Origin of the sequence: Paenibacillus sp. yr247 (genome assembly GCF_900103825.1) — a bacterium.
Classification (GTDB): domain Bacteria; phylum Bacillota; class Bacilli; order Paenibacillales; family NBRC-103111; genus Paenibacillus_E.
In genome coordinates, this window is the sequence record NZ_FNIF01000001.1 from 626,164 (window position 1) to 652,959 (window position 26,796).

General features: G+C 48.1%; 24 protein-coding genes. 22 read left to right on the forward strand and 2 right to left on the reverse strand.

Annotated features, from left to right (window positions below; translation table 11 throughout):
* Window positions 1–47 precede the first annotated feature (47 nt).
* Window positions 48–1,805: an Rqc2 family fibronectin-binding protein gene (locus BLT91_RS02890; RefSeq protein ID WP_090816367.1), complete on the reverse strand. Its 1,758-nt coding sequence runs from the start codon at window positions 1,803–1,805 to the stop codon at window positions 48–50.
* Window positions 1,806–1,988: 183 nt separating this feature from the next.
* Between BLT91_RS02890 and BLT91_RS02895 the strand changes: the two genes are divergently transcribed.
* The 19 genes from BLT91_RS02895 (at window position 1,989) to spoVM (ending at window position 23,134) form a co-directional block, all read left to right on the forward strand.
* Entirely contained in the window at window positions 1,989–4,781 is a 2,793-nt protein-coding gene (locus BLT91_RS02895; protein WP_090816368.1) for a calcium-translocating P-type ATPase, SERCA-type, read from the forward strand.
* A gap of 176 nt (window positions 4,782–4,957) precedes the next feature.
* The gene (gene dapF / locus BLT91_RS02900; protein ID WP_090816370.1) at window positions 4,958–5,797 is read left to right on the forward strand and encodes a diaminopimelate epimerase; all 840 of its coding nucleotides are present in this window, start codon (window positions 4,958–4,960) and stop codon (window positions 5,795–5,797) included.
* A gap of 76 nt (window positions 5,798–5,873) precedes the next feature.
* Entirely contained in the window at window positions 5,874–7,745 is a 1,872-nt protein-coding gene (locus BLT91_RS02905) for a bifunctional homocysteine S-methyltransferase/methylenetetrahydrofolate reductase (protein ID WP_090816373.1), read from the forward strand.
* Between the two features lie 29 nt (window positions 7,746–7,774).
* A complete protein-coding gene (locus BLT91_RS02910; protein ID WP_090816375.1) occupies window positions 7,775–8,659 on the forward strand; it encodes a YicC/YloC family endoribonuclease in 885 nt (294 codons plus the stop codon).
* A gap of 33 nt (window positions 8,660–8,692) precedes the next feature.
* A complete protein-coding gene (gene remA / locus BLT91_RS02915) occupies window positions 8,693–8,953 on the forward strand; it encodes an extracellular matrix/biofilm regulator RemA (RefSeq protein WP_009672664.1) in 261 nt (86 codons plus the stop codon).
* A complete protein-coding gene (gene gmk, locus BLT91_RS02920; RefSeq protein WP_090816377.1) occupies window positions 8,943–9,581 on the forward strand; it encodes a guanylate kinase in 639 nt (212 codons plus the stop codon). Before remA ends, gmk begins: the two co-directional genes overlap by 11 nt.
* The gene (gene rpoZ / locus BLT91_RS02925) at window positions 9,582–9,806 is read left to right on the forward strand and encodes a DNA-directed RNA polymerase subunit omega (RefSeq protein WP_090816379.1); all 225 of its coding nucleotides are present in this window, start codon (window positions 9,582–9,584) and stop codon (window positions 9,804–9,806) included. It begins immediately after the preceding gene.
* Window positions 9,807–9,874: 68 nt separating this feature from the next.
* Window positions 9,875–11,095, forward strand: coding sequence for a bifunctional phosphopantothenoylcysteine decarboxylase/phosphopantothenate--cysteine ligase CoaBC (gene coaBC, locus BLT91_RS02930; RefSeq protein WP_090816381.1), 1,221 nt, complete (start codon window positions 9,875–9,877; stop codon window positions 11,093–11,095).
* Window positions 11,095–13,608, forward strand: a complete 2,514-nt coding sequence (priA, locus tag BLT91_RS02935) for a primosomal protein N' (RefSeq protein WP_090816383.1) — start codon at window positions 11,095–11,097, stop codon at window positions 13,606–13,608. The genes coaBC and priA overlap by 1 nt, the downstream gene beginning before the upstream one ends.
* A gap of 40 nt (window positions 13,609–13,648) precedes the next feature.
* Window positions 13,649–14,131, forward strand: coding sequence for a peptide deformylase (def, locus tag BLT91_RS02940; protein ID WP_090816386.1), 483 nt, complete (start codon window positions 13,649–13,651; stop codon window positions 14,129–14,131).
* Window positions 14,128–15,105 (forward strand): methionyl-tRNA formyltransferase, encoded by a 978-nt coding sequence (fmt, locus tag BLT91_RS02945; RefSeq protein ID WP_175532061.1) that lies wholly within the window; start codon window positions 14,128–14,130, stop codon window positions 15,103–15,105. Before def ends, fmt begins: the two co-directional genes overlap by 4 nt.
* A 36-nt stretch (window positions 15,106–15,141) precedes the next feature.
* Window positions 15,142–16,599 carry a 16S rRNA (cytosine(967)-C(5))-methyltransferase RsmB gene (gene rsmB / locus BLT91_RS02950; protein WP_090816388.1) on the forward strand — a complete coding sequence of 486 codons (1,458 nt, stop codon included), beginning with the start codon at window positions 15,142–15,144 and terminating at the stop codon, window positions 16,597–16,599.
* Between the two features lie 388 nt (window positions 16,600–16,987).
* Window positions 16,988–18,031 (forward strand): dual-specificity RNA methyltransferase RlmN, encoded by a 1,044-nt coding sequence (gene rlmN / locus BLT91_RS02955; protein WP_175532084.1) that lies wholly within the window; start codon window positions 16,988–16,990, stop codon window positions 18,029–18,031.
* 15 nt (window positions 18,032–18,046) lie between these two features.
* A complete protein-coding gene (locus tag BLT91_RS02960) occupies window positions 18,047–18,811 on the forward strand; it encodes a Stp1/IreP family PP2C-type Ser/Thr phosphatase (protein WP_090816392.1) in 765 nt (254 codons plus the stop codon).
* On the forward strand, window positions 18,808–20,928 hold the full coding sequence (gene pknB, locus BLT91_RS02965; protein WP_090816394.1) for a Stk1 family PASTA domain-containing Ser/Thr kinase: 2,121 nt from the start codon (window positions 18,808–18,810) through the stop codon (window positions 20,926–20,928). Before BLT91_RS02960 ends, pknB begins: the two co-directional genes overlap by 4 nt.
* Window positions 20,928–21,857 (forward strand): ribosome small subunit-dependent GTPase A, encoded by a 930-nt coding sequence (gene rsgA / locus BLT91_RS02970; RefSeq protein WP_090816396.1) that lies wholly within the window; start codon window positions 20,928–20,930, stop codon window positions 21,855–21,857. The genes pknB and rsgA overlap by 1 nt, the downstream gene beginning before the upstream one ends.
* Window positions 21,858–21,862: 5 nt before the next feature.
* Window positions 21,863–22,513: a ribulose-phosphate 3-epimerase gene (rpe, locus tag BLT91_RS02975; RefSeq protein WP_090816398.1), complete on the forward strand. Its 651-nt coding sequence runs from the start codon at window positions 21,863–21,865 to the stop codon at window positions 22,511–22,513.
* Window positions 22,514–22,527: 14 nt separating this feature from the next.
* Window positions 22,528–22,773 carry a hypothetical protein gene (locus BLT91_RS02980; protein ID WP_090816401.1) on the forward strand — a complete coding sequence of 82 codons (246 nt, stop codon included), beginning with the start codon at window positions 22,528–22,530 and terminating at the stop codon, window positions 22,771–22,773.
* Between the two features lie 280 nt (window positions 22,774–23,053).
* Entirely contained in the window at window positions 23,054–23,134 is an 81-nt protein-coding gene (spoVM, locus tag BLT91_RS02985; RefSeq protein WP_036634233.1) for a stage V sporulation protein SpoVM, read from the forward strand.
* 97 nt (window positions 23,135–23,231) lie between these two features.
* Here the strand turns inward: spoVM and rpmB are convergent, their stop codons facing one another.
* The gene (gene rpmB / locus BLT91_RS02990) at window positions 23,232–23,420 is read right to left on the reverse strand and encodes a 50S ribosomal protein L28 (RefSeq protein ID WP_090816405.1); all 189 of its coding nucleotides are present in this window, start codon (window positions 23,418–23,420) and stop codon (window positions 23,232–23,234) included.
* A gap of 340 nt (window positions 23,421–23,760) precedes the next feature.
* Between rpmB and BLT91_RS02995 the strand changes: the two genes are divergently transcribed.
* Genes BLT91_RS02995 through BLT91_RS03005 form a run of 3 tightly spaced genes read left to right on the forward strand, consistent with a single transcriptional unit; the run spans window position 23,761 to window position 26,792 of the window.
* A complete protein-coding gene (locus BLT91_RS02995; protein ID WP_090816407.1) occupies window positions 23,761–24,120 on the forward strand; it encodes an Asp23/Gls24 family envelope stress response protein in 360 nt (119 codons plus the stop codon).
* Between the two features lie 30 nt (window positions 24,121–24,150).
* Entirely contained in the window at window positions 24,151–25,887 is a 1,737-nt protein-coding gene (locus BLT91_RS03000) for a DAK2 domain-containing protein (RefSeq protein ID WP_090816409.1), read from the forward strand.
* A 47-nt stretch (window positions 25,888–25,934) separates the two neighbouring features.
* Window positions 25,935–26,792, forward strand: coding sequence for a DegV family protein (locus BLT91_RS03005; protein WP_090816411.1), 858 nt, complete (start codon window positions 25,935–25,937; stop codon window positions 26,790–26,792).
* Window positions 26,793–26,796: the final 4 nt, after the last annotated feature.

Here is a 26,796-nt window from a genome sequence, read left to right on the forward strand (position 1 = left end):
AAGAACCTGGCGTTTAATTACGACGCTAGGTTCTTTATTTTCCTCTGTTATTTTATCGTTACATTCATCTGTTTGATCATGTTCTCATCCGGCGTAACGAACAACGTTTTTTGATTGACATAGATCACGAATCCGGGCTTGGAGCCATTCGGTTTGTGGACATGTTTAATGGTTGTATAGTCAACAGGGACTTGGCTGGAGTGTTTCGCTTGACTGAAATATGCAGCCAATTGCGCAGCCTCCAGTAGGGTGGACTCTGAAAAGCTGTCGCTCCGAATAACGACGTGAGAGCCGGGAATATCCTTCGTATGCAGCCAAGTATCCATCGAAGCAGCAAGTCGGTTCGTTAAATATTCGTTCTGCGTATTATTTTTACCAACATAGATTGGGACACCTTCACTGGATAGGTAGCAGGCCAATGCGGGCTTGTCTTTTTTCTTCTTTTTGCGCTGCTTTTTGTTGCGGTCACGTACATAACCTTGCTCCATTAGCTCGTCGCGGATCTCTTCGATATCGGTTAATGAAGCGACGCTAAGCTGCTGCAGCAGGGAGTTCAAGTACGTAATCTCTTGATGGGTTTGTTCGATTTGTTCCTCTACAATCGCCGTACTATTTTTCATTTTTGTGTATTTTTTAAAATACCGCTGAGCATTTTCGGAAGGACCCAGCAGCGGGTCCAGCTTAATTTTGATCATTGCTTGATGCTCATCATAGTAGTTTACGGTCTCGACTTCTTGATCCCCTCTTTTAAACTTGTGGAGGGAGGCGGTCAACAGCTCACCGAAAATCCGAAATTTGTCGGCATCTTTCGAGTCATCGACGGTTTCCTGCAGTTTTTCCAGTTTTTTAACATTTTTATTCGATTCATTATGCAAAAAACGGAGCAAATCAGCCACACGCTGTTTAACGGTATCTCTTTCAGCCTTATCGCCATAAAATTGCTCCAAACAGGCACTGGGCGTTGAATACGTTGTTGACTGACCGGCAATATGCGATAAATGCGTCATGGCAAAGAATAATTTGCCTGTGCCCTCTTGCTCTACAATGAATGGTTCGTAGCTATGATGGCGTACAGCCGTCATGACACCGTCAAAAGCTTTCCACAATGCTGCAGGGTTTACCTCTTGCTCGGTGTTCCCGTCTTGGCGGCTGCGGAATACAATTTCTTTGGCAATCAAAGGACTTAACCCACTAAATGCTGCGACAAGCCTTTGTTCAGGTTTATCTTTGGACTCTTCACCAGACACCTGGTCAATAGCATGAAAGAACGCGAAGGCATCGACCTCAAGTGGATTTTGTTTATCCTGCTCGGGAGGTGTAACATATTTGCTTCCCGGCATGACAATCCGATAGGAACTGATGGCTGGCGTTACGTGGTGAATACCGTCCAGAATCGTTTCATTTTCCGGATCCAGAAGAATGATATTGCTGTGTCTACCCATAATTTCCACAATAATGTGTTTGGTGCTCATATCTCCTAATTCATCACGATGACGAATTTGCATGCGGATCACTCGTTCCATGGCAATTTGTTCCACAGCTTCAATAACGCCGCTCTCACAGTGCTTACGAAGCAGCATGCAGAACATTGGGGCATCCATTGGATTTACCTGCGACTGCTCGGTGATTTGAACCCTAGGATAGGTTGGATTCGCTGAAAGAAGAAGCTTAACATTTTGCCCTTGTGCTCTAATGTGCAGGATAACGTCATTTTCGCTGGGCTGATGAATTTTATTAATTCGGCCTCCTACACATGCCTGCAATTCGTGAACAATTGCATGAAGGACTAGTCCGTCTAAAGCCATGATACATACAACTCCATTCTAGGTTGAAAACTTTGCTAACCTCTATGATGCCATACTTTTCACAAAAACTTAAGCGTTAGTCGGCAGGAAAGATGATTTCAGGGATATTTTCCGGCTTGTCTGAATACATTTACGTATGAGTTAAAGGCGAGATTAAGTGGGAAGTGGGAGGGAGAAGGGCAGATGAGTCAGAATAAGTGGTACCAGTTGACATCGGAGGAAGTCCTGCAGTCACAGCAGGTAAGCGCGCAGCAAGGATTGCCCTGGGAAGAAGCTTGGAAACGGCAGGCTGAAGTAGGTCGAAACGAGCTGTCAGAAGGGCAACGTGTCTCTCCGATTACGCTGCTTTTAAACCAATTTAAAGATTTCATGGTGCTGGTCTTATTGGGGGCGACCCTGATTTCCGGCTTGTTGGGCGAATATTTAGACGCAATTACGATTGTCGTCATTATTGTGATGAATGGCATTCTTGGCTTTACACAGGAATTTCGTGCAGAGCGCTCCTTACGTGCACTTAAAGAACTGTCTGCTCCAAACGCGAACGTATGGAGAGAAGGCGCAGTTCATCAAATACCGGCTCGTGATTTGGTCCCAGGTGATATTATTTTACTCGAGAGCGGCGACCGGGTACCTGCAGATGTGCGGTTTCTGGAGACGAATGGCATATATATCGAGGAGTCAGCCCTTACAGGGGAATCTGTTGCTGTTAGTAAACAAACATCGGTCATCCCGAACGATGAAGTACCGCTAGGGGATCAGCGTAATTTAGGCTTCATGGGTACGATGGTATCGCGTGGAACGGCTAAAGCCGTTGTTGTTCGTATCGGGATGAGCACCGAGATGGGGAAAATCGCCGACCTAATCCAAAACACAGAATCCATGGAAACGCCATTGCAGCATCGCTTGGAGCAGCTTGGGAAGATTTTGATCATTGTAGCCATTGCGCTAACGATTCTCGTTGTTGTCGCAGGTATTATGCATGGACAACCGCCTTATGCCATGTTCCTTGCAGGTGTCAGTTTAGCTGTTGCGGCTATTCCTGAAGGACTTCCGGCCATCGTAACCATTGCGCTCGCACTCGGCGTACAGCGAATGATTAAGCGCAAAGCCATTGTTAGAAAGCTGCCCTCAGTGGAGACTCTAGGATGCGCCTCTGTCATCTGCTCCGATAAAACAGGAACTCTGACTCAGAACAAAATGACAGTTACTCACCTATGGGTGGGCGGTGACGTTTTGGAAGTGACGGGAGACGGTTATGCACCGGTTGGAAATATTCAACTAGGCGGTCAAAACGCCGACATTCTCAAAAACCCGTCCCTAAGTAGACTGCTGCAGGTGTCCGTGCTTTGTAATAACGCGACTTTGTATGAAGAGAAGCAGGAGTTGAAACGGAAGAAGGGCAAGGATGGCAAAGAGGGCATCGTTTCTGTTTGGAACATCAAAGGGGATCCGACCGAAGGGGCTTTAGTTGTCCTCAGTGCGAAGAGTGGAATTACCCAGGAATCGCTTAGCGAGAAATATAAACGAATTGCCGAGTTTCCTTTTGATTCTGAGCGTAAACGGATGTCCGTACTTGTAACTTCGGAGAATGGGCGTATGGCTTGTACGAAGGGAGCCCCTGACGTTCTACTTCAGCACTGCAGCTATATTCTATGGGATGGAAAGGTGATTCCTTTCACACCTACCCTTAAGCAGAAAGTGATTTCTGCCAATGAAGGTATGGCTAAATCCGCCTTACGGGTCCTAGGGATTGCTTACAAAGAGCTTAAGAGCAGTGACCGCTATGATGATTATGAAGATGTGGAAAATGGTTTGATCTTTGTCGGATTAACTGGCATGATCGATCCGCCACGCAAAGAAGTGCGTGAAGCCATCTCGAAGTGCCGTAAAGCAGGCATCAAAACCGTCATGATTACAGGCGACCATCAGACGACAGCCGAGGCTATTGCGAAGCAGCTTGGCATGATTCCATCAAACGGGGTCAGCATGAGTGGGCAGCAGATTACGGGACTGTCGGACGATGAGCTGGATGCAAAAGTCAATGATACCTACGTTTATGCAAGGGTATCCCCTGAACATAAGCTGCGAATTGTCAAAGCTTTGCAGCGCAAAGGACATGTCGTCGCCATGACGGGGGATGGGGTGAACGACGCGCCAGCCATTAAAGCTGCTGATATTGGTATTGCGATGGGGATCACAGGGACGGATGTGTCGAAGGAAGCTTCTTCTTTAATTCTCAGCGACGATAACTTCTCAACCATTGTTGCAGCGATTGAAGAGGGACGAGGTATTTATGAAAATATTCGTAAATTCATCCGGTATCTGCTTGCCTCCAATGTGGGCGAGATTATGACGATGTTCATTGCGATGATGGCAGGTCTTCCCTTGCCGCTTGTACCTATTCAAATTTTGTGGGTGAATCTGGTTACTGATGGCCTTCCTGCAATGGCGTTAGGTGTGGATCAAGCGGAGAAGGACTTGATGCAGCACAAGCCGCGCTCGGCGAAGGAAAATATTTTCGCAAGACGTTTAGGTTGGAAAATCATTTCCCGGGGGATTCTTATCGGCGTTTGCACATTGGGGGCTTTTTGGCTCGTATTACGAGTCAATCCTACCGATGCCAATACCTTACTGAAAGCGCAAAGCGTCGCATTCGCCACACTGGTTATGGCTCAGCTCATTCATGTGTTCGATTGCCGCAGCTCACGCTCTATTTTTCACCGAAATCCTTTGCAAAATCGTTACCTTGTTTTCGCTGTGTTATCCTCGCTCGTGTTGATGCTGGCCGTTATGTATGTGGAAGCTCTTCAACCGATCTTCAAAACCGTTCCCCTCGGTTGGAAGGATTGGATTCTGGTCCTGATAGCTGCAGGCATTCCGACCTTCTTAATGGGGCTGGGCAGTGTGTTGTCGCCTAAACGTAACAAGGGTCAAGGCTCTGTTTCTTATAATTCTTCGAAGCCGAGTTTTAGATGAATATGAAATGCGTAAAAGCTGCCAAGAGGCGGCTTTTTGCCTGTAAATGGGGGGGATGATACTCATGAAATGGCGTAAAAGGGAGATAATCGTCAAGAAACGGGTAAAGGGCTATGCATTTGAGCATTTTTACGCTATGATAATGGCTAAAACACTTACTTGGAGTGCTGTAAACAATGAATTTCACGAAAATGCATGGTCTAGGCAACGATTTTATTATAGTTGCTAGTGAGAAAGAACTTCCTTTTGGTGTGGATCAGCTTGCTATCCAGTTGTGCAATCGTTTTTTTGGTATTGGTGCTGACGGCCTAGTCTATATTCTTCCTTCTAAGAATGCTGATTTCAAGATGCGCATTATTAACTCCGACGGAACCGAAGCCGAGCAGTGTGGCAATGCGATCCGCTGCGTTTCTAAATATGTCTACGATCATAAAATGATCGACAAAACAGAGATTTCCGTTGAAACTGTAGGCGCAGGCGTCCAAAAGGTACAACTAAATGTGCAGGATGGTAAAGTTGTGACTGCTCGTGTGGATATGGGTCAACCGATCTTGAATGGCCTTGAGGTCCCTACGACGGTAGATGAGGCTAAAGTCATTAACCATCCGATCGAAGTAGACGGGAAAGAATTTCGTTTTACGGCTGTTTCCATGGGCAACCCACACTGTGTCATTTATGTGGATGATGCTGTGAATTTCGATCTTGCTACATGGGGGCCGAAGCTTGAAGTACATCCGATGTTCCCGCGAAAAATTAATGTTGAATTCGTAACTGTGAAAAATCGTGCACACACCGATATGCGTGTATGGGAAAGAGGCGCAGGTCCGACGCTTGCTTGTGGAACTGGCGCTTGTGCAACGCTCGTATCTTCCGTATTGAATGGTTTGACTGACCGCCAAGCAACTGTTTCTCTTAAAGGTGGAGATCTGTTCATCGAGTGGAATGAAGATGACAACCATGTGTATATGACTGGACCTGCGGAAGAAGTGTTTGAAGGAACGTATCAGAATTATTGATAAACGTTTTTCTTAATATCTCCCTTAATTTGTGTTACAGTATAACTACATTTTTTTAGTAAATGGGGATTTTATCATGAAATTGGATCTTCGCGCGGCGCTGAAGCGGGACATTTTGACCGGTGACGGCGCTATGGGGACTTATTTATATCAGATGGGATTTCCGGTTGGCATTTCGTATGAAGAACTGAATTTGCTTCGGCCTGAAACGGTTGCTGACGTGCACCGCCGCTATTTTGAGGCAGGTGCTCGTCTTATTGAGACGAATACATTCTCGGCCAACCGTGAAAAACTATCGAAGTACGGACTAGAAGGCGACGTAGAGGCAATTAACCGCGCAGGAGTAGAGCTAGCCAGGAACGCTGTCGGGAACGATGCGTATGTCGTTGGGGCAATTGGTTCTATTCGTGCAGGTAAGCGTAAAAACGTTCGCACAGTCGATGTTGAGGAAGCACTGCGAGAACAGATCGGCATCCTTCTGGATTCGCCTGTGGACGGACTATTGCTGGAGACCTTCTACGATTTGGAGGAACTGCAGCTAGCGCTGCGGATCATTCGCAGCATGAGCGAATTGCCCGTCATTTGTCAGTTTGCGAACGAAGGAACCGGAAGCACACAGGACGGCGTTCCGCTTCAAGAAGCGTTCAAACGGTTACGCGACGACGGAGCTGACGTCATCGGCTTTAACTGCCGCGTTGGCCCGAATGGGATTCTCCGTTCGCTGGAGAAGTTGGCTCCGCTCGCCGGCATACCATTCTCCGCGTTCCCTAACGCGGGGCTGCCCGACTACGTCGACGGGCACTACACTTACGCGGCGACGCCTCAGTACTTCGCCGAGAGCGCGATGCGCTTGGCCGATCTCGGCGCACGCATCATCGGCGGCTGCTGCGGCACCACGCCGGAGCATATCGCCGCTGTCGCTAACGCGCTTCAAGGCTACGTCCCGGCTGCGCCGGGAACGGCCTCCGCGCAAGCTGTGCGCGTGATTGAGCCCGCGCCGGCGAAGCCTGCGCCGCCGGCAGTCAAACCCTCGCTGCTGGAAATCGTGAAGCAGCGCAAAACCGTCATTGTCGAGCTGGATCCCCCACGGGATCTCGACATTGAGAAATTTATGCAGGGGTCGAAGGCCCTGCAGGATGCACATGTCGACGCCATTACGATGGCCGACAATTCACTGGCGGTGACGCGCATGAGCAATCTAGCTCTCGGCTACCTCGTACAGGAACGCTTAAGCGCGCGTCCACTGGTTCATATCGCGTGCCGCGACCGCAACATGATTGGGACGCAGTCCCATCTGATGGGTCTTCACGCGCTCGGCATCGACCATGTGCTGGCTGTGACCGGCGATCCTGCCAAATTCGGCGATCTTCCCGGGTCCAGCTCAGTTTACGATCTGACCTCATTCGAGATTATACGTATGATTAAACAGCTAAACGAAGGTATTGCCTTCTCTGGTAAACCCTTGAAGCAAAAGGCCAACTTCGTTGTCGGCGCTGCTTTTAACCCGAATGTCAAGCATTTGGATAAAGCAATTCAGCGTTTGGAACGCAAAATCGAGGCTGGCGCTGATTACATCATGACGCAGCCGGTTTACGACACTAAACTTATTGAACAAATTTATGAATCAACCAAGCACCTAAATATACCGATTTTCATAGGCCTTGCACCGCTAGCCAGCGGAGGGAACGCCGAATATCTTCATAATGAAGTTCCTGGTATTCGGTTGTCCGACGCAATTAGAGCACGCATGAATGGACTCAAGGGTCCAGAAGGGCGGGCAATGGGCGTTGAGATTGCCAAAGAGCTGCTGGATGCGGCGATGCCTTACTTTAATGGCATTTATCTCATGACTCCCTTTTTGGCATACGAGATGTGCGTAGACCTGACAAAGTATGTTTGGGAAAAGTCAAATCGACATGATTTCCACTTGTACCCACTTTCAAAATGAATTAAAATAGGGTAATGGATGTGATTAGGATGATTTGCAGTATGACCGGATTCGGACAAGCGAATCGTTCTTTTGCGGGATACAAAGTGTTTATCGATGTGAAATCGGTCAATCATAGGTATAGTGAAGTGTCGATTCGATTGCCTAAGGAATGGGCGGTTTTTGAAGATGCTTTGAAGAAAACGGTACTGCAAGCAGTGAAGAGGGGACGCGTTGACGTCTTCGTCACAGCGGAACGTGAAGCGGCTTCCTCTAAGAGCGTAACGGTTGACTTTGCTTTGGCAGATGCCTATTTGCAGGCTGCGGAGCAGTTGAAGGAACGCTATGGATATGCCGAGCAGGTCGGGCTCAAAGAGTTATTGAAAATTCCTGATCTCGTTCAGATGAAGGAGTCGCGGAAAGAACCTGATGAAGAGATTGAACAGGAATTGTGCGCCTGCTTGCAGGAGGCCGTTGCCAGGTTATCCGATATGCGACTGCGGGAAGGAGCATTTCTGGAGCAAGATATTCGTGAACGCTTGGCAGAACTGAAGCGGATCCATGTTGAACTGGAAGCTTTAGCGCCTCAAGTGGTTCAAGATTACGCTGCTAAGATGACCAGTAGAATTCAGTCTCTTCTGCAGGATCAAACGCCTGTGGATGAGCAGCGCTTAGCAACAGAAATTGCGATATTCGCAGATCGTTCGAATGTGGATGAGGAATTGACTAGACTGAAAAGTCATTTTGGGCAATGTGACCAATTGCTAACAGAGAAAGAGCCTGTTGGACGAAAACTGGACTTCTTGATTCAAGAAATGAATCGAGAGGTGAACACGATCGGATCCAAGTCAAATCACTCGGAGCCTACGGCTAGAGTAATTACGATGAAAGCAGAGCTTGAGAAGATGCGCGAACAAATACAGAATATCGAGTGAAGCGGCATGGAGCTTTGCGAGGAGGAAGTCCTAATGGCTATCAAATTAATTAATATCGGGTTCGGCAACATCGTATCGGCGAACCGTATTATCTCGATCGTAAGTCCGGAATCGGCTCCGATCAAGAGGATCATTCAAGAAGCGCGTGATCGTCACATGCTGATTGACGCTACATATGGTAGAAGAACCCGTGCTGTTATTATCACTGACAGCGATCATGTGATATTATCAGCAGTACAACCAGAGACGGTAGCGCATAGACTTTCCAACAAGGACGATGATCATGACGAGTAATACGAATACCCTTGAGCGTGAGAGAGGCATTTTAATTGTTTTATCCGGTCCATCCGGTGTTGGCAAGGGAACCGTTTGTGCTGCGCTGCGCAAGTGCTCACCGGATATCGTGTACTCCGTATCGGCGACAACCCGTTCTCCTAGACAAGGGGAAGTGGATGGTGTGAACTATTTCTTCAAAACGCGGGAGCAATTTCAGCATTTGATTGAGACGGATGAAGTGTTGGAATGGGCTGAATACGTAGGTAATTTCTACGGTACTCCGAAACGTTTTGTTGAAGAAACGCTGCGCTCCGGCAAAGATGTCATCTTGGAGATTGAAGTGCAGGGGGCTCTGCAGGTCAAACAAAAGTTTTCCGAAGGTGTTTTCATCTTCTTATTGCCGCCTTCCCTAGATGAGCTTGAGAATCGCATTGTAACGCGTGGTACTGAAACGGATGAAGTTATTCGCAGCCGCATGTCGGTCGCTATGGACGAAATTCGCTTGATGGAGCACTATGACTATGCGATTGTAAATGATCATGTAGATACGGCTTGCTCCAAGATACAAGCGATTCTTACGGCTGAACATTGCAAAAAAGATCGGATGTATCCAAAAATCGTACAATGGATGGATGAGGTGAATTGAATGTTATACCCTTCAATTGATAAACTGCTTGATATCGTGGATAGCAAGTATTCGCTCGTTGTAGCTGCTTCCAAAAGAGCACGCTCCCTGCGTGACGGCGCTAAATCAGATTTGAAAAACCAAAAGGCCCACAAACATGTTGGTGTTGCTTTAGAAGAACTTTACGGCAACTATATCAGCTATGAGAAAATTGAGTCGACAGAGACGGAGAAATATCAGAAATAAACTGGTTTACCCAACAACCCTAGTGGTTGTTATTTTTTTCTCAGATGGCGCTAAGAAAGGGGATACCTATGAGTGTACTGCATGGTAAAACGATTGTGCTCGGCGTATGCGGAGGTATTGCCGCTTATAAGGCTGCTGCGCTGACAAGTAAATTGACACAGGCTGGTGCGACGGTACGTGTCATTATGACTGAATCCGCTGTTCAATTCGTAGCGCCGTTAACGTTCCAAACACTTTCTCGTCATCATGTTTTTGTAGATACCTTTGATGAGAAGGACCCTTCTGTTGTTTCGCATATCAATTTGGCGGATAGCGCCGACCTTGTGGTTATTGCGCCTGCAACGGCGAATACCATTGGCAAATTTGCGCTTGGTCTTGGCGATGATATGTTGAGTACCACGCTGCTTGCAACTATGGCACCGATTTGGGTTGCGCCTGCGATGAACGTGCATATGTACGCTAATCCGGCTGTGCAGCATAATATGCAGACGCTCTTAAGCCGTGGGGTGCGTTTTATTGAACCGGGAGAAGGGCAGCTGGCTTGCGGTTATGTCGGGAAAGGACGGCTTGCTGAACCTGAGGAGATTTTTGCTGCGATTGAGCAGTATTTTAAGGGAGATGCTAAGCGCTTGGAAGGACAACGTGTTCTTGTGACTGCCGGAGGCACAGTAGAACGCATTGATCCAGTTCGCTACATTACGAATGACTCTTCTGGCAAAATGGGATACGCCATCGCCGACGAAGCGGTACGTATGGGAGCTAAGGTGACTCTAGTATCGGGGCCCTCCTCTTTAACAGCGCCTGATGGCGTGGAGCTTGTCCGCGTTCAGTCCGCTTTGGACATGAGAGAGGCAGTTTTAGCTCGTTTGGACGCAAGTCATCTTGTTATTAAGGCAGCTGCGGTTACAGATTACCGTCCTGCTGTTGTTGCTCAGCAAAAGATAAAAAAGAAGTCGGACTCGCTCACGCTTGAGCTGATTAAAAATCCGGATATTTTACAGGAAATCGGAATGCTTAAAAAGCATCAGTTCGTCATTGGATTTGCTGCGGAGACTGAGCGATTAGATGAGCAAGCGATGGACAAGCTGAAGCGCAAAAATTGCGATCTTATCGTCGGCAATGATGTGACGCAGGAGGGTGCAGGCTTTAGCGGTGATACGAATGTGGTGCGCTTTTATGATCGGAACGGGCTCGTAGAGGCCCTGCCTATACAGAGTAAGAAAGAAGTGGCACGTAAGCTGCTTGCACTGGCAGCGGATCGCATGTATACCTTAGCGGGGGAATCCTGATGTACGCAAAAGTCATTGTCGATGTCCCTGCAAAACAAACAAACCGGGCGTTCGACTATGAAGTACCCGCATCCTTAAGCAAGTGGGTTGAAGTAGGCAGTCGTGTTGGCGTGCCTTTCGGTCCTCGGGTGCTGCAAGGCTTTGTCGTAGAACTACATCAGGATACACAGGTGGATGTTAAACGCATTAAGCCAATTATGAACGTCCTGGATTTGGTGCCTCCTCTGACGGAAGAACTCGTGATGCTGGGCAGGTGGGTCAGCCGCATGTACTTGTGCCATGAAGTTACGGCGCTCCAAGCGATGCTGCCCGCTGCTCTCAAAGCGAAATATGAGCGAGCTATACAAGTCGGGGAGGAGTCCGCTGAGCAATCGCTGCTGGACATGTCTGATCTACAAGAGATTGTTAGCTTTGTTAAGTACAAAGGATCGGTCACGATGAACGCTTTGATGGAGCGTTTTGCAAGTGATGGTTCCCTAATTAAACAACTGCTTAGCGCAGGCATCTTAACGGAAGTACAGATGGTCAAAGACCGCATGAATACCAAGAAGGCGTTGACCGTTTTTCCTCCGGCTGAAGGAAACGGATTGGAAGAGGCTTTGGCCGAGCTTCCTGCCAGAGCTAACAAGCAGCAGGACGTGCTGCGTTATTTGATTGAGCATCCACTCGCCATTCGGCTAACGGAGCTGATGGAGACAGTTGAAGTGGGTGCTAGCACGGTCAAAAGCCTGGCGGATCGTGGGTGGATTGAACTGCGTGAAGTCGAAGTGATGCGCGACCCCTATGCGGGTCGTGCTTTTGCGCGGACTAAGCCGCTTCCTTTAACGGAAGAACAGAGCAATGTCTTCGCGGAAATCCGGGATGCCGTTGCGGAGGAGCGGCACGAGGTATTTCTGCTGCACGGGGTTACAGGAAGCGGTAAAACCGAAGTTTATTTGCAATCGATTCAGCAATGCTTGGATATGGATAAAGAAGCGATTGTGCTCGTTCCCGAAATTTCGCTGACGCCACAAATGGTTGAACGGTTTAAAGGACGATTTGGCGATTTGGTCGCCGTCCTCCACAGTCGGTTATCGAATGGCGAACGGTACGACGAATGGCGTAAAATTATGCGCAAGCAAGTGAAGGTTGTTATAGGCGCTCGTTCGGCGATTTTTGCCCCATTTACCAAAATTGGACTTATTATCATTGATGAAGAACACGAGTCCTCCTACAAGCAGGAGGAAAGCCCTAAATATCACACCCGTGATGTCGCAGTTCAAAGAGCAAAGCAGCAAAACGCCGTCGTTGTGCTCGGCTCGGCAACTCCATCTCTCGAAAGTATCGAGAAGACGAGACGACGTCGTGATAGGGATAAGCCTCCTTTTCGGCTGTTGACGATGCGGGAACGAGTGGCTAGCAGACCGATGCCGCCTGTCGCCATTGTCGATATGCGTGAGGAACTTAAGAACGGAAATCGGTCTATGTTCAGTAGGTCGCTGTATAAAGCGATCGAAGATCGGTTACAAAAGAAGGAACAGATTGTTTTACTGCTGAATCGGCGTGGGTATGCTACGTTCGTCATGTGCCGCACATGCGGATTCGTCTCGACATGCCCGCATTGTGACATTTCACTTACCTATCATCAAAGCTCGCGCATGCTGCGCTGCCATTATTGCGGCTATGCGGAACGTGAGGTTACGCAGTGTCCAAGCTGCCAATCGGAGCATATTCGTCATTTTGGGACGGGAACACAGCGTGTCGAAGAGGAGCTTAGTAAGATTTTCCCTGGTATTCGCGTCATCCGCATGGATGTCGATACCACGACGGAAAAAGGCTCACATGAGAAATGGTTGACGATGTTTCGCGAGAAGCAGGCCGATGTGCTGCTTGGCACGCAGATGGTGGCGAAAGGGCTTGATTTTCCAGATGTGACCTTAGTTGGGGTTATTGCGGCGGATACCGTGCTCAATCTCCCGGATTTCCGCTCAGCGGAGCGGACCTTTCAGCTACTAACACAGGTTGCAGGTCGGGCGGGTCGTCACGAAAAGCAGGGGGAAGTGTTCGTTCAGACGTACACACCCGAACATTACAGTGTGCAGTATGCTAGTCAGCATGATTATATTGCTTTTGCGAACCATGAGCTTGATATACGCGCGAATTTAGGCTATCCGCCTTATCAGCGGTTGATTTTGGTCACTTTTTCGCATGAGCAGGTACCGCTATTGGTGCGTTCAGCGGAAGCTTTTGTAACGAGGCTTAAAGAGATTGCCCTCGAGTATTCAACTAAACAGGCTGACCTGTTTACAAACGCAGCATCCATGGATCATTCCTTTCATATGGACGTGTTAGGACCTGTTGCATCGCCTATTTCCCGAATCAAGGATAGATATCGATTCCAATGCGTGGTAAAATATCGGGGGGAAGATCAGGCTGCTCAGATCGTTGGTCGAACGGTAGCGTGGTTTGAAGAGCGCTCAACGAAGGAAAAACTGCTGATCAGCGTGGATGTTGACCCGCAATATTTGATGTAATAAACCCAAATAGAGAAGACTTCAAAGGTAGGTGCACGTTATGGCTATTCGTATTATTGTTAAAGATCCAGATCCTGTGCTGCGTGAAAAAGCGATCACAGTTACAAAATTTAATTCCAATCTGCATAAATTGCTCGATGATATGGCAGACACGATGTATGAAGCTGAGGGCGTTGGCCTGGCTGCTCCGCAAATCGGTATTCTTAAACGTGTCATCGTCATGGATTGTGGAGAAGAGCACGGCGGATTGATTGAAATGGTAAATCCGGAAGTAGTTGCTTCTAGTGGTGAACAAACAGGGCCGGAAGGCTGCTTGAGTATACCCGGTCTTCGCGGCGATGTGACGCGGGCGCTCCATGTAACGGCCAAAGGCCAAGATCGTAATGGGAATCCAATTGAAATAACCGGTACAGAGCTGCTCGCTCGCTGCATTTTCCATGAAATTGATCACTTGAATGGTATTTTGTTTACGGATCTTGCAACTAAAACGTATACTAGCGAAGAAGAGGAAGATTCTGAGTGAACATCATTTTCATGGGCACGCCAGATTTTGCAGTACCGTCCTTGCGTCTACTCTTGGAGGAAGGCTATAACGTGACGACGGTCGTCACACAGCCGGATCGGCCGAAAGGACGTAAACGCATCCTGACGCCGCCACCGGTTAAGGTGGAAGCGGAAAAGCACGGTATTCCTGTGCTTCAGCCAGAGAAATTGCGTCAAGCCGATTCTGTAGAGCTTTTGCGACAATTGAAGCCTGATTTGATTGTGACAGCCGCTTACGGTCAGATCTTGCCTAAAGCGGTTTTGGATCTACCTCGGTATGGGTGTATTAACATTCATGCATCACTGCTGCCTAAGTATCGTGGCGGAGCACCTATTCACCATGCCGTGCTTCGTGGTGAATCCGTAACAGGCGTTACGATTATGTATATGGCCGTAGGTCTTGATACGGGTGACATGATTGCCAAAGTAGAGCTTCCGATTGAAGATTCCGATACAACTGGATCTTTGTTCGAGAAATTAAGCATCGCAGGTGCTGATCTACTAAAGCGTACATTGCCGGATTTACTGGCAGGACGTATCGAGGCTGTTGTACAAAATGAGGCTGATGCGATCTATTCTCCGAATATCCGCAGGGAGGACGAGTTGATCGATTGGTCGCGTTCTGCCGTTGAGCTTTGGAATCAAGTGCGTGGTTTGAACCCTTTCCCAGGCGCTTATACGCTCTGGAATGGGGAAGTTATGAAAGTGTGGGCCAGCGCGAATCCGAAGAGTTCTTCGGAGCCTAGAAGCCGTAGCTTCGCTGAAAAAAGCGGAGACGCTCCTGCTCCTGGGACTGTTCTTGGCTGCAGTGAGCATGGCATCGAAGTGATGACGGGGGAAGGTACGCTGTGGCTGACGGAGATTCAACCTTCAGGCAAAAAGGCGATGCCCGTGTCAGAATTCATTCGAGGCGTGCAAATCGCAGCGGGTACGCAATTCGGCAGCGTTAACTAACCGCAGCTACTACTTAACAAAAATGAGGTATTCGATTTGTCGACGCACAAACCCAATCGTACGCAACACGGATCTACAAATTCGCAGGGGGCTGGTAAGCCCTCTGCTCCAAAATCATCCTCAGGCGCTGCGAAGAGCAGCGCTGTTAAGCATTCTGCCCGAGATGCGGCGCTGGATGTGTTGATTCGGGTTGAAGAGAATCAATCGTACAGCAATTTGCTGCTGAATCAGATTCTGCAAAAGCATGCGCTCGAACGGGCCGATGCGGGACTTGCGACGGAGCTTGTTTATGGCACAATCGGACGGAAAAATACGATCGATTTCTTCTTGGAGCGCTTTGTAAGTAAAGGGCTCTCAAAGCTAGAGCCGTGGGTTAGATGCTTGCTGCGGCTGAGCTTCTATCAGCTGCACTATTTGGACCGCATCCCCGACCATGCGGTCGTAAGCGAAGCGGTCAATATCGCGAAGCGCCGAGGCCATCAAGGCATCTCGGGGATGGTCAACGGCGTGCTGCGCGCGATCATCCGCAGCAAAGCCGAGCTTACACTGCCGGCTGCGCTCGGCGACGTGAAGCGTATCGCGCTGAGCCACTCCCATCCGGAATGGCTCGTGCGCAGGTGGATTCGTCAGCTGGGCCCAGAGCTGACGGAACTGATCTGTGCGGCGAACAATGAGCCGCCGCACGTCAGTATCCGCGCGAACGCGAGGCGACACAGTCGCCTGGAGCTGCTGGAGCAGCTCCAGGGCAGCGGCCTCAACGCGGAAGCGTCAGGGCTGGCCCCGGCCGGCATCCTTGTGCAGGGGGCCGGGAACATGGCATTAGCCCCCGGCTTCCAGCAGGGGGACTACTCGATTCAAGACGAGAGCTCTATGCTCGTCGCCGAAGCTCTGGATCCGCGTCCAGGCATGACCGTGCTGGACTGCTGCGCCGCCCCTGGCGGCAAGACCGCGCACATCGCCGAGAAGATGGACGATGTGGGCAAGATCTGGGCTTGTGATCTGCACGAGCACAAGCAGAAGCTGATCGCAGATCAAGCGGAGCGTCTGGGACTCTCGTCCATCCAGACGCTGGTGATGGATGCTGCGAATCTGGACGAACATTTTGCGGCGGAGTCGTTTGACCGCATCCTGCTGGATGCGCCCTGCTCGGGCCTAGGGGTCATTCGCCGCAAGCCTGACCTCAAATGGGCGAAGCAGGAGTCTGAAATTGATGCGATTAGCGAGCTGCAGCATGTTATTCTGAGCAGAGTACACTCACTGCTTAAGCCTGGCGGCTTGCTGATCTACAGCACGTGCACGATCGAGCACTCGGAGAATGCGGGCATGGTCGAGCGCTTCCTCGCCGAGCATAGCGAATTCGAGCTCGAGCCGCTGCCAGCCGATGTTTTCGCGAGCATTGACTCTGCTGCCGCTGCAACAGGCATGGTGCAAATCTTGCCGCAGCAGTACCACTCCGATGGCTTCTTCATCGCACGGCTGCGCAAGCATACTTAGCGGGTCGGCCTGCCGGTGGTTTGGACAAATCCATATGTACACGGAGGCAATCCGTGCTTTAATAAAACACGCTAGTTACGGGTATGAACCGAACCGCATGTCGTTCATGGAAAAGAGCCTAACTAGTCAAATTTAGCTGTTTTCAAGCTAATAACCTGCATTTTTTGCAGGTTATTACCTTAAATGGGGCTTTTAAAGCCCAGTTTCCTGCACTTTTTTACAGGTAATCTTTAAGTTATAAGCTTTTGAATTTACTGTACCAACAGCCTACTACCCAACGGGGATGTGTGTTCGTCCCCGCTTTGTGATAAAATACATAGGATTAGCAAAAAAATAGACCAAAAAACAACAGGTTGTGATAAATGTGACTAGTAAAGCAAATGAAAATGTGAAACCATTTGTGTATGATTTAAATTGGGATGAGTGGCAGAGTTGGGTGAAAGAGAACGGCGAGTCCTCGTTTCGTGCTGGGCAAATTTTTGACTGGCTTTATATTAAGCGGGTATTCAGCTTCGATGAGATGTCGAACTTGCCGAAGTCGCTGCGCGACAAACTGAAGGATCAGTTTGAGTTTGTTACACTGACAGAGATTGCGAAGTATCAGTCGCAGGACGGTACCGTCAAGTTCTTATTTGAGTTGGAAGATAAGAATGCCATTGAAACGGTTGTTATGAAGCACAACTATGGCAATAGTATTTGCGTAACCACGCAGGTAGGCTGCCGGGTAGGTTGTACGTTCTGTGCATCGACGTTGGGCGGTCTTAAGCGGGATTTGAGACCGGGTGAGATTGTGGCCCAAGTTGTTAAAGCCCAGAAATTGCTGGATGACACGGAAGAGCGAATTTCTTCAATCGTCATTATGGGCATCGGCGAGCCTTTTGAAAATTATGAAGCGACGATGAATTTCCTGCGCGTAATGATTCATCCAAAGGGTTTGAACATCGGACAGCGTCATATTACGGTATCGACGAGTGGGATTGTACCGAACATTTATAAGTTCGCTGATGAAAATTTACAAGTGAATTTGGCGATTTCAATTCATGCGCCGAACGATAAGCTCCGTTCTAAGCTGATGCCGGTCAACCGCAGATTTCCTTTCGTTGACTTGATTGAAGCTTGTAAGTATTATATTGCCAAAACCGGCAGACGAATTACGTTTGAATATGCCCTCATGGGGGAAGTGAATGACCAGCCTGAACATGCAGAAGAATTGGCGCAAGTGCTGAAGGATATGCCTCTTAGCCACGTAAACCTGATTCCTGTGAATTTCGTGGCAGAGCGGGATTTCAAACGTACGCCTAGGGATGATATTTTCACCTTCCAACGTATTCTTGAGAAGGGCAAAATTAATGCCACCATACGCCGTGAACAAGGCAGTGACATTGCTGCTGCTTGCGGACAACTGCGCGCGAAGCATATGGAGAGCAAGTAATGAGGTGAAATCCGGATGAAGATGGTAAGCCGTACTGATATCGGCAAAGTCCGTTTAGTGAATGAGGACCGCGCCGCCATACAGCATGAGCTGAATGGCCTTTCTCTGGCTATTGTTGCTGATGGTATGGGGGGACATCAGGCTGGTGATATCGCCAGCCAAATGGCAATCGATATGATTAAAGATCAGCTGCAATTGATCCATTGGGGAATGTCTGTGGAAGCTTGTAAGCAAGTGCTAAAGGAAGCGATTGAGAAGGCGAATGAGAAAATTTATGAATTCGCCTCAGGGCAGGAAAATTACCATGGTATGGGTACGACGGTTGTTGCCATTATTGCATCGCAAGAGCTTCTTATTATCGGACATATCGGCGACAGCCGCGCTTACAAAATTACAGGTGAATCGATCACTCAGCTAACGGAAGATCATTCTTTGGTTTATGAGCTTGTGAAGAACGGGCAGATCACCCTCGAAGAGGCCGATCATCACCCTAGACGTAATTGGATTACGCGTGCACTCGGCACAGAGCCCGGTGTTGAGGTGGATCTCTATGAGTTCGCGTGGCGTCCGGGAGATATCATTCTGATCTGCACCGATGGTCTGAGCGGGTTAGTAGATTCCGGTGACATTTTACGAATTGTCAAATCACATGAGCATATTGATGATGCAGCGAAACAGTTGATTCAAAGCGCACTTGATGAAGGTGGAGACGATAATGTAACTGTCGTTTTAATTGCGCACGATAATGATTCGGACGAAAAAAGGGGTGATGGGAATTGATCGGTAGAAAGCTTGGAGGCCGCTATGAAATCTTAGATCGCATTGGCGGAGGCGGCATGGCTTTAGTCTATAAAGGGCATGATCTATTATTAAATCGTAAAGTGGCTGTGAAAGTATTGCGTCAGCAGTATGTGCATGATGAAGAGTTCATTCGTCGTTTCCGCAGAGAAGCTCAAGCAGCCGCTTCACTTTCTCATCCTAATGTCGTCAGTATTTATGACGTGGGACAAGAAGAAGACGTACATTACATTGTTATGGAATACATCGAAGGCACAACTTTGAATGATTTAATCAAGGAGAAAGCGCCGCTTCAGGTCGAAGATGCCGTTCATTACGCGAGCCAAATTGCGGATGCACTCGACCACGCCCATCACAATGAAATCATTCACCGGGATATCAAACCGCATAATATTTTGATCGGTAAAAACGGCCGCGTCAAAGTAACCGATTTCGGCATTGCTCGTGCCGCTACTTCTTCCACCATTACACAGACCGGATCCGTTGTCGGTTCCGTGCACTATTTCTCTCCGGAACATGCCAAAGGTACGAATACAGGAGAGAAATCCGACTTGTACTCCCTGGGTATCGTGATGTATCAAATGCTGACGGCCCGACTGCCTTTCCTTGGTGAAAGTCCGATTTCCGTTGCTTTGAAGCATTTGCAGGAAGATGTGGAAGATCCTCGTAAAGCGAATCCCCTCATTCCGCAAAGCGTGGAAAATATTATCTTGAAAGCCATGCGTAAAAAACCCGAAGAACGCTACCAGTCTGCAAAGCTAATGATGGCAGATCTCGATACCTGTTTGAATCCGGATCGTAGGAATGAAGCCAAGGTTGTTTTCTGGGATGCAGATGGGATGGACGAAGAGCGTACCTTAGTGATGCCGGCGATTCGCGCCGATCAGCTCGGAAAGTTCGATGATGATGATGATGATGAGCCGGAGAAGTCTTCCTGGCGTGAAGACCCTGTCCCTTCAAAGGGGAAGGGGTGGATTAAGCCGCTAGTATGGATCGTTATTTTGCTAATGATACTCGGTGCTATGTGGTACATGGTTGGTTATGTGAAAGGGATGTTCGCGATTGAAACGGTCGAGGTTCCAAACGTGGTTAACAAACCTTTGATTCAGGCGCAGGCCGAATTAACCGCAGTTAAACTCGGTTCGACCGTTGAATATGACACGGATAGCAAAGTGGCTAAGGACACTGTCATTCGTCAAAATCCTAGCGGAATGAGAATGAATGTAGGCACTAAAGTGACGCTGTACGTCAGTAAGGGTGCGCCTAAAATCAAGATGGACAATTATGCTGGGCAACAGCTCAAGGATGTTAAGCTAAAGCTGCAAGCTCTTGGGATCAAGGACGAGCAGATTACGATTACACAAGTGACGACCGATGATCCGCCAGATACGATTCTAAAGCAGTCCCCTCTGGCTGGCGAAGAGTTCGAACTTGATAAAGCGGCCATCGCATTTACGGTCAGCAAAGCGAAAGAAACGTTCAAAATGCCGGATCTCGTCGGAATGACCGAAGCAGATGCCAAGGCTCAGATCACAAAGCTGAATCTTAAGCTTCCTGTGAACGGCATCACGCGTGAGAAAAGCTATAAGATAGCTAAAGGCAGGGTCGTTAAGCAGTTTCCTTTTGATAAAAACCAAGATGTATCCGTTGGTTCTGAGATTTCTTTGATTATTAGCGACGGGTTGCCGGAAGATGCCGGACAATTAACGGTTAGCATTGCTGTGAAACCGACGACCGAGGGCAAGGATTCCGAGTTCAAAATTGTCGTAAGTGACGCACAGTATGAGAACTTCGAATACAAAACGGAAAAAGTGTCGAAGCCTCAAAATTTGGATGTTAAAGTCATAGTTTCTCCGGATAAGAAAGCGGTCATTTTGATTAAAGAAGGCGATAACTTAGTCAACTCCATTACTCGCACGTATCAAGATTATTTGGATCAAAAAAGTGGGAAGACGACATCGCCGAGTCCTGCAACATCGCCTGCTTCTTCGCCCAAACAACAAAACAGCGGACCGGCTATTCCGGTTGGCGGCACTGGGAATGGGCAAGGTCAAACAGGCGGTGCTGTCTCTAAACCACCTACTGGAGGCACAAATTAATGCCGCAAGGATATATAGTTAAAGCTTTGAGCGGTTACTACTATGTGCTGCCTGAAGGGGCGGACCTCCGTGAGGCAAATACGATTACTTGCCGAGGAAGAGGCGTGTTCAAGAACAGGAATATAACCCCCCTTGTCGGGGATCGTGTTATGTTCGAGGAGACTGAGAATGGGGAAGGAACGGTTACCGAAATCCTTCCTCGCACTTCGGAGCTTATTCGCCCTCCGATTGCCAATGTGAACGTGGTTGTCCTCGTATTTTCGGTTACAGAACCTGTCTTGAATTTACAATTATTAGATAAATTTCTTGTCCATATTGAAAATACGGGCATTGATGTTTTGTTATGTTTCACCAAAAGTGATTTGCTGACAGAGGATGACGATGCATCTGCATCCAAAGAAATGACGGTTTCTGAGTTGGTGCGGATTACAAAGCTGTATGAGGAGATCGGCTACACAATAGTGAAGACGAGCTCAAGGCTGCAGGAGGGTGTGGAAGCGATTCTGCATCATTTGGACGGAGCAGTCAGCGTGTTCGCTGGCCAGTCTGGTGTAGGCAAGTCTTCCTTGTTAAATGAAATGATTAGAGGTCTTAATTTGGAGACGAATGCGATCTCTCAGAGATTGGGTAGAGGAAAGCATACAACACGCCATGTTGAGCTGCTTCCTTTAACAAATGGAGGCCTTGTAGCAGATACGCCAGGATTCAGCCAATTAGATTTCATGGAAGTTGAAGCGGATGGGCTTGGCAGCTGTTTCAAGGAGTTCGCCGCGGTAGCGGAGGGCTGCAGGTTTAGAGGTTGTTTGCATCTGCATGAGCCAGATTGCAAGGTTCGTGATGCGGTAGCCGAGGGAACGATCGCAGCTTCCCGTTACGATCATTACTTGCTGTTTTTAGCTGAAATCAAGGATCGGAAGAGGAGGTATTAAGGCGGATGGTATACGTAGCACCTTCTATTTTATCAGCCAACTTCGCTAAACTTGGTGAAGAGATTAAGGAAGCTGAGCTTGGCGGAGCAGACTGGATTCATGTGGATGTCATGGATGGCCATTTTGTGCCGAATATCACGATTGGTCCACTTGTTGTTGAAGCGATACGTCCGATGACTAAGCTGCCGCTTGACGTCCATTTAATGATTGAGCAGCCTGACCGCTATATCCCTGATTTCGTCAAAGCGGGCGCGGATCTGATTTCCGTTCATGTGGAAGCTTGTACCCATCTGCATCGAACGCTTCATCTGATTAAGCAAAGCGGTGTCAAAGCAGGGGTTGTGCTTAATCCTGCAACCCCGATTTCTTTGATTGAACATGTGCTGGACGAGCAGCTGGATCTCGTGCTCATTATGACGGTCAATCCTGGCTTCGGCGGGCAAGCGTTCATTCCTGGTATGCTGAACAAAATTCGCGCCTTGCGTGAGCAAGCGAACGCCAAGGGGCTCAGCGGGCTTCATATTGAAGTGGACGGCGGTATTAACGAGGTGACGGCTCGCCAGGTGGCGGAAGCTGGAGCCGATGTGTTGGTTGCCGGGAATGCCGTATTCGGGCAGTCTGATCGTGCTGAGGCTATCAAGCGAATTCGCGGGTAGAGGGGGCGAGGACGATGAGATTTCTCTGGTTATTTATGTATAGTGTTCTTTGTGGAGTGCTGTTGACATGCTTTTCCAATATACACGATATTTCGAAGTACATATTCTCACTTGGCGCCTTGTATGTCGGGATACGATTCTTCCGCCGGTTTGAGCAAGTTGGATATCGCGTTTGGTTCATCATTGCTGCCGTGCTCTTATATTTTATATTCAGCTTAAGTGTTGCGCTTTACACCCAGATGGGCATAACTACAACCTAGCCGCATACATATAGTTACAAGAGTGAAGCGCTCTTGTAACTTTTTTTGCTTTCTGGAAGCGAATTTATGGGAGAAAGTAAATTAGAAGGTACTTTTTTACGGTCGGGGCATATACTGTTGTAACAATGCTAACGACAGTTATACAACTAGTGAAGCTTACGACGAAGTTTTCTCCGAAAACTCTAAGCCTAATGCTCACGAAGTCAGTTTTCTGACGAAAACTCGAAGCGAATGCTTACGAAGTCAGTTTTCTGACGAAAACTATAAGGAGGGGTAGAGAATGAAGTTCTACACAATCAAACTACCAAGATTTTTGGGTGGATTCGTGAAAGCCGTACTTAATACCTTTAGTAAAAACTAGGCAAACACATATTTATTCCATTTCCCCCAGAAATGCAAAAAAAGCACCGGTAAGGTGCTTTTTGTCTTTCTAATAATAAAATGTAAGTGTTCGAAAATTAAACGCGAGCCACTTTACCGGATTTCAACGCACGAGTACTTACGTAAACCCGTTTTGGTTTACCATCAACGAGGATGCGAACCTTTTGAACGTTAACTCCCCAAGTACGCTTGTTTTTATTGTTAGCGTGGGACACGTGATTTCCTGAACCTGGACTTTTACCTGTAATGAAACATTTGCGGGACATGTTTGACACCTCCTTCGGCAGTATACAAAGCAGCCTGGGTGGCAAGCCTAAGCTTGACATGACAGCTTTCCTCAAATTTAGACTTTGCTTCTTGCGATTCATGTTATAACCAGCAAAAACACACTTAGATATAATAGCATAGCAAAAGGAGCCTAGTCAACGAATTACCTTCATTTTTGTCGTTTATTTATTCAGTATGTTATAGTACAATGAAGATTAGCCCACATTCCAAGTACATAGTAAATGACGATAAGAAGTCGATTTTGCTAAAGCAAAGCAGGAACGGGAATGCTTACAAAGTTAGTCTTGCTAAAGCGAAACTTGAAGGAGTTGTTAGATAATGCCAATTGAACTCACAACCGAGTATGGAAAAGTGTATATTACCAATGAAGTGATTTCAACTCTGGCGGGATCCGCTGCGTTAGATTGTTATGGACTTGTTGGCATGGCATCCAGAAAGCAACTGAAAGACGGTATAGCTGAATTGCTAGGCCGGGACAATTTAAGCCGCGGTGTCGAAGTTCGTCGAGAGAATGAGCGACTCGAAATTGATCTTTATATTATTGTCAGCTATGGAACCAAAATATCCGTAGTCGCAGGTAATGTCCAAACGAAAGTCAAATATATTTTAAATGAAGTTGTAGGGCTTCACGTGGACGATGTGAACATCTTTGTTCAGGGCGTTCGTGTAGCCAAATAAGAGCCCGTATAACCAGGAAGGGGAATCACTTTGAGTAAGCGCTTTATTTCAATAAATGGAAATGACTTCACTGCCATGGTCTTGGCGGGTGCGGATAGCCTTCGCAGAAATGTAGATAAGGTTAATGGATTGAACGTTTTCCCTGTACCCGACGGAGATACCGGCACCAACATGAATTTAACACTCACGGCAGGTTGTGAGGAACTGAAAAAGAAGCCATCCTCTCATATTGGGAAAGCAGCTGATGCATTGTCCAAAGGGTTACTGATGGGCGCCAGAGGCAACTCGGGGGTTATTCTGTCACAGCTGTTTCGCGGATTCGCGAAGCATGTGCATGATCTCGAGAATGTAAATGTACAGCAATTTGCAGCAGCGCTGCAGCAAGGTGTAGAGACAGCTTACAAAGCTGTTGTGAAACCGGTAGAAGGCACGATTTTGACAGTGTCTAAAGAAGCAGCTAAGCATGCCACACAGTATAGACGCGGAGGCGATCTGCTCGATCTCATGCAGGAGGTTTTGAGCAAAGCGAAGGAAGCCCTCGCCAGAACGCCTGAGCAGCTTGCTGTGCTTAAGCAGGTCGGTGTGGTAGATGCGGGCGGTCAAGGACTAGTATGCGTCTATGAAGGCTTTGTAACGGCGTTAAACGGTGGTCTGGTTCAAGTAGATGATGACTATGCTACGATGGATACGAGACTGGATGCGGTTTCCCTCGTTCCCGGCATGAATCTGGCAAAGGAAGTGCATGCACATCTTCCAGCACAAGCACATTTGGCTACGGAAGATATTGAATTCGGATATTGCACAGAATTTATGCTGACTATTGCTCCAGGCAAGGTCAAAGGACTTATTTTTGATGAGGGCACGTTCCGGGATCAACTGAGCAAGTTGGGGGATTCTCTGCTTGTTGTAGCCGATGACGAGCTGGTGAAGGTACATATTCACGCCGAATACCCTGGTGAAGTTATGAACCAAGCGATGAATTACGGTGCTCTGAGCCGTATCAAAATTGAAAATATGCGCGATCAGCATTCACATATATTGGAAGATATGACCGTAGGGTACGAAGCTCCTGTTTCCATTGCTGCCACAGAGGCATCTGCACCGAGCAAACCTTATGGCTTTGTTGCGGTCGCACTGGGTGATGGCATTACGGATATTTTTTCCAGTGTGGGCGTCGATGTCGTTTTGTCCGGTGGTCAGACGATGAATCCAAGCACAGAGGATATTGTGAATGCCGTTAACCGCATTGATGCGGAAACGATATATGTACTGCCGAACAATTCCAATATTATTTTGGCGGCGCAGCAAGCTGTTGAGCTAGTAGACAATAAAACGCTTATTGTGATCCCATCCAAATCGATTCCGCAAGGTCTTGCAGCCATTCTGGCTTTCCAAGAAAAGGCGGATGCCAAGGCAAATACGGAAGCCATGAATGAATCACTTCGACGTGTGAAATCCGGCCAAGTTACTTACGCTGTGCGTGATACGAACATGGACGGTATCGACATCAAGCAGGGGCATTTTATTGGCATCCAAGATGGTCGTATTGTTTCTTCGCAGCCGAGTCTAATGGACGCTTGTAAGAAGCTGCTGGAGGAAATGATTGAAGAAAGCAGCGAAATCGTCACCATACTCACAGGAGCAGATGCCAAAGAGGAAGAGACGGAGGAGCTGGAAGCTTTCATTCAGGCAATCTATCCCGAAATGGAAGTCGAGCTTCATCCTGGTGGACAGCCTTTGTATGCGTACCTGTTCTCTGTTGAGTAAATGCTAGCATCGCAGTCTAGTAAATTCGGGAAATGGAGTGAGCCCTGTTGACAAACATTCGTATCGTAACGGACAGCACGGCCGACATACCTTTGGCACTTAGGCAAGAGCTTAATATCGAGATGGTGCCCCTTAAGATACATTTTGGAGATGAAGAATATTTAGATACGGTGACGCTGCAGTCCGAGGAGTTTTATCCGAAGTTGACCTCGTCACCTCATTTCCCCAGAACTTCACAGCCGTCTCCTGCGGAGTTTCTGGACTTATATCAGAGCCTGCTAGAAGAGCCGAATACGGAGATTATCTCGATTCATTTGGCTTCAGTGCTAAGCGGAACGTACCAGTCAGCCCTGCTGGCCTCCACGATGCTGGAGGACTTGTCAGACAAGGTTCATGTGTTCGATTCCCGCTCGGCTTCTTATGGGATTGGCGCTCTTGCTGTAGCTGCTGCGCAAGCAGCTAAGGCGGGGCAAAGTGTAGATGAGATTTTAGAGTTAGTACGAAAGATGAGAGAGAACTTTTACATATACTTCCTCGTAGATACGCTAGAATTTCTGCAAAAAGGCGGAAGAATCGGCAAAGCATCGGCTCTTTTCGGTTCTCTACTGAACATTAAGCCCATTCTTTCTTTGGATCGAGAGGGTGAAGTAGTTGCCATCGATAAGGTTCGCGGTCACAAAAAAGCGATTGCGCGAATTCTAGAGCTGTTGGCTGCGGATGTATCGGGCCGCAGTATCCGCAGTTTACATATTGCTCATGCAAACAATTTGGAAGGCGCGGAGCTGTTGCGTGAGGCCATCGTGCAGCAATTTGTTGTGCAGCATGTGGACTATATCACACTCGGGCCTGTGATTGGCGCACACGCCGGACCAGGGACGATCGCAGCGTTCGTTAATACGGTATAAGGGT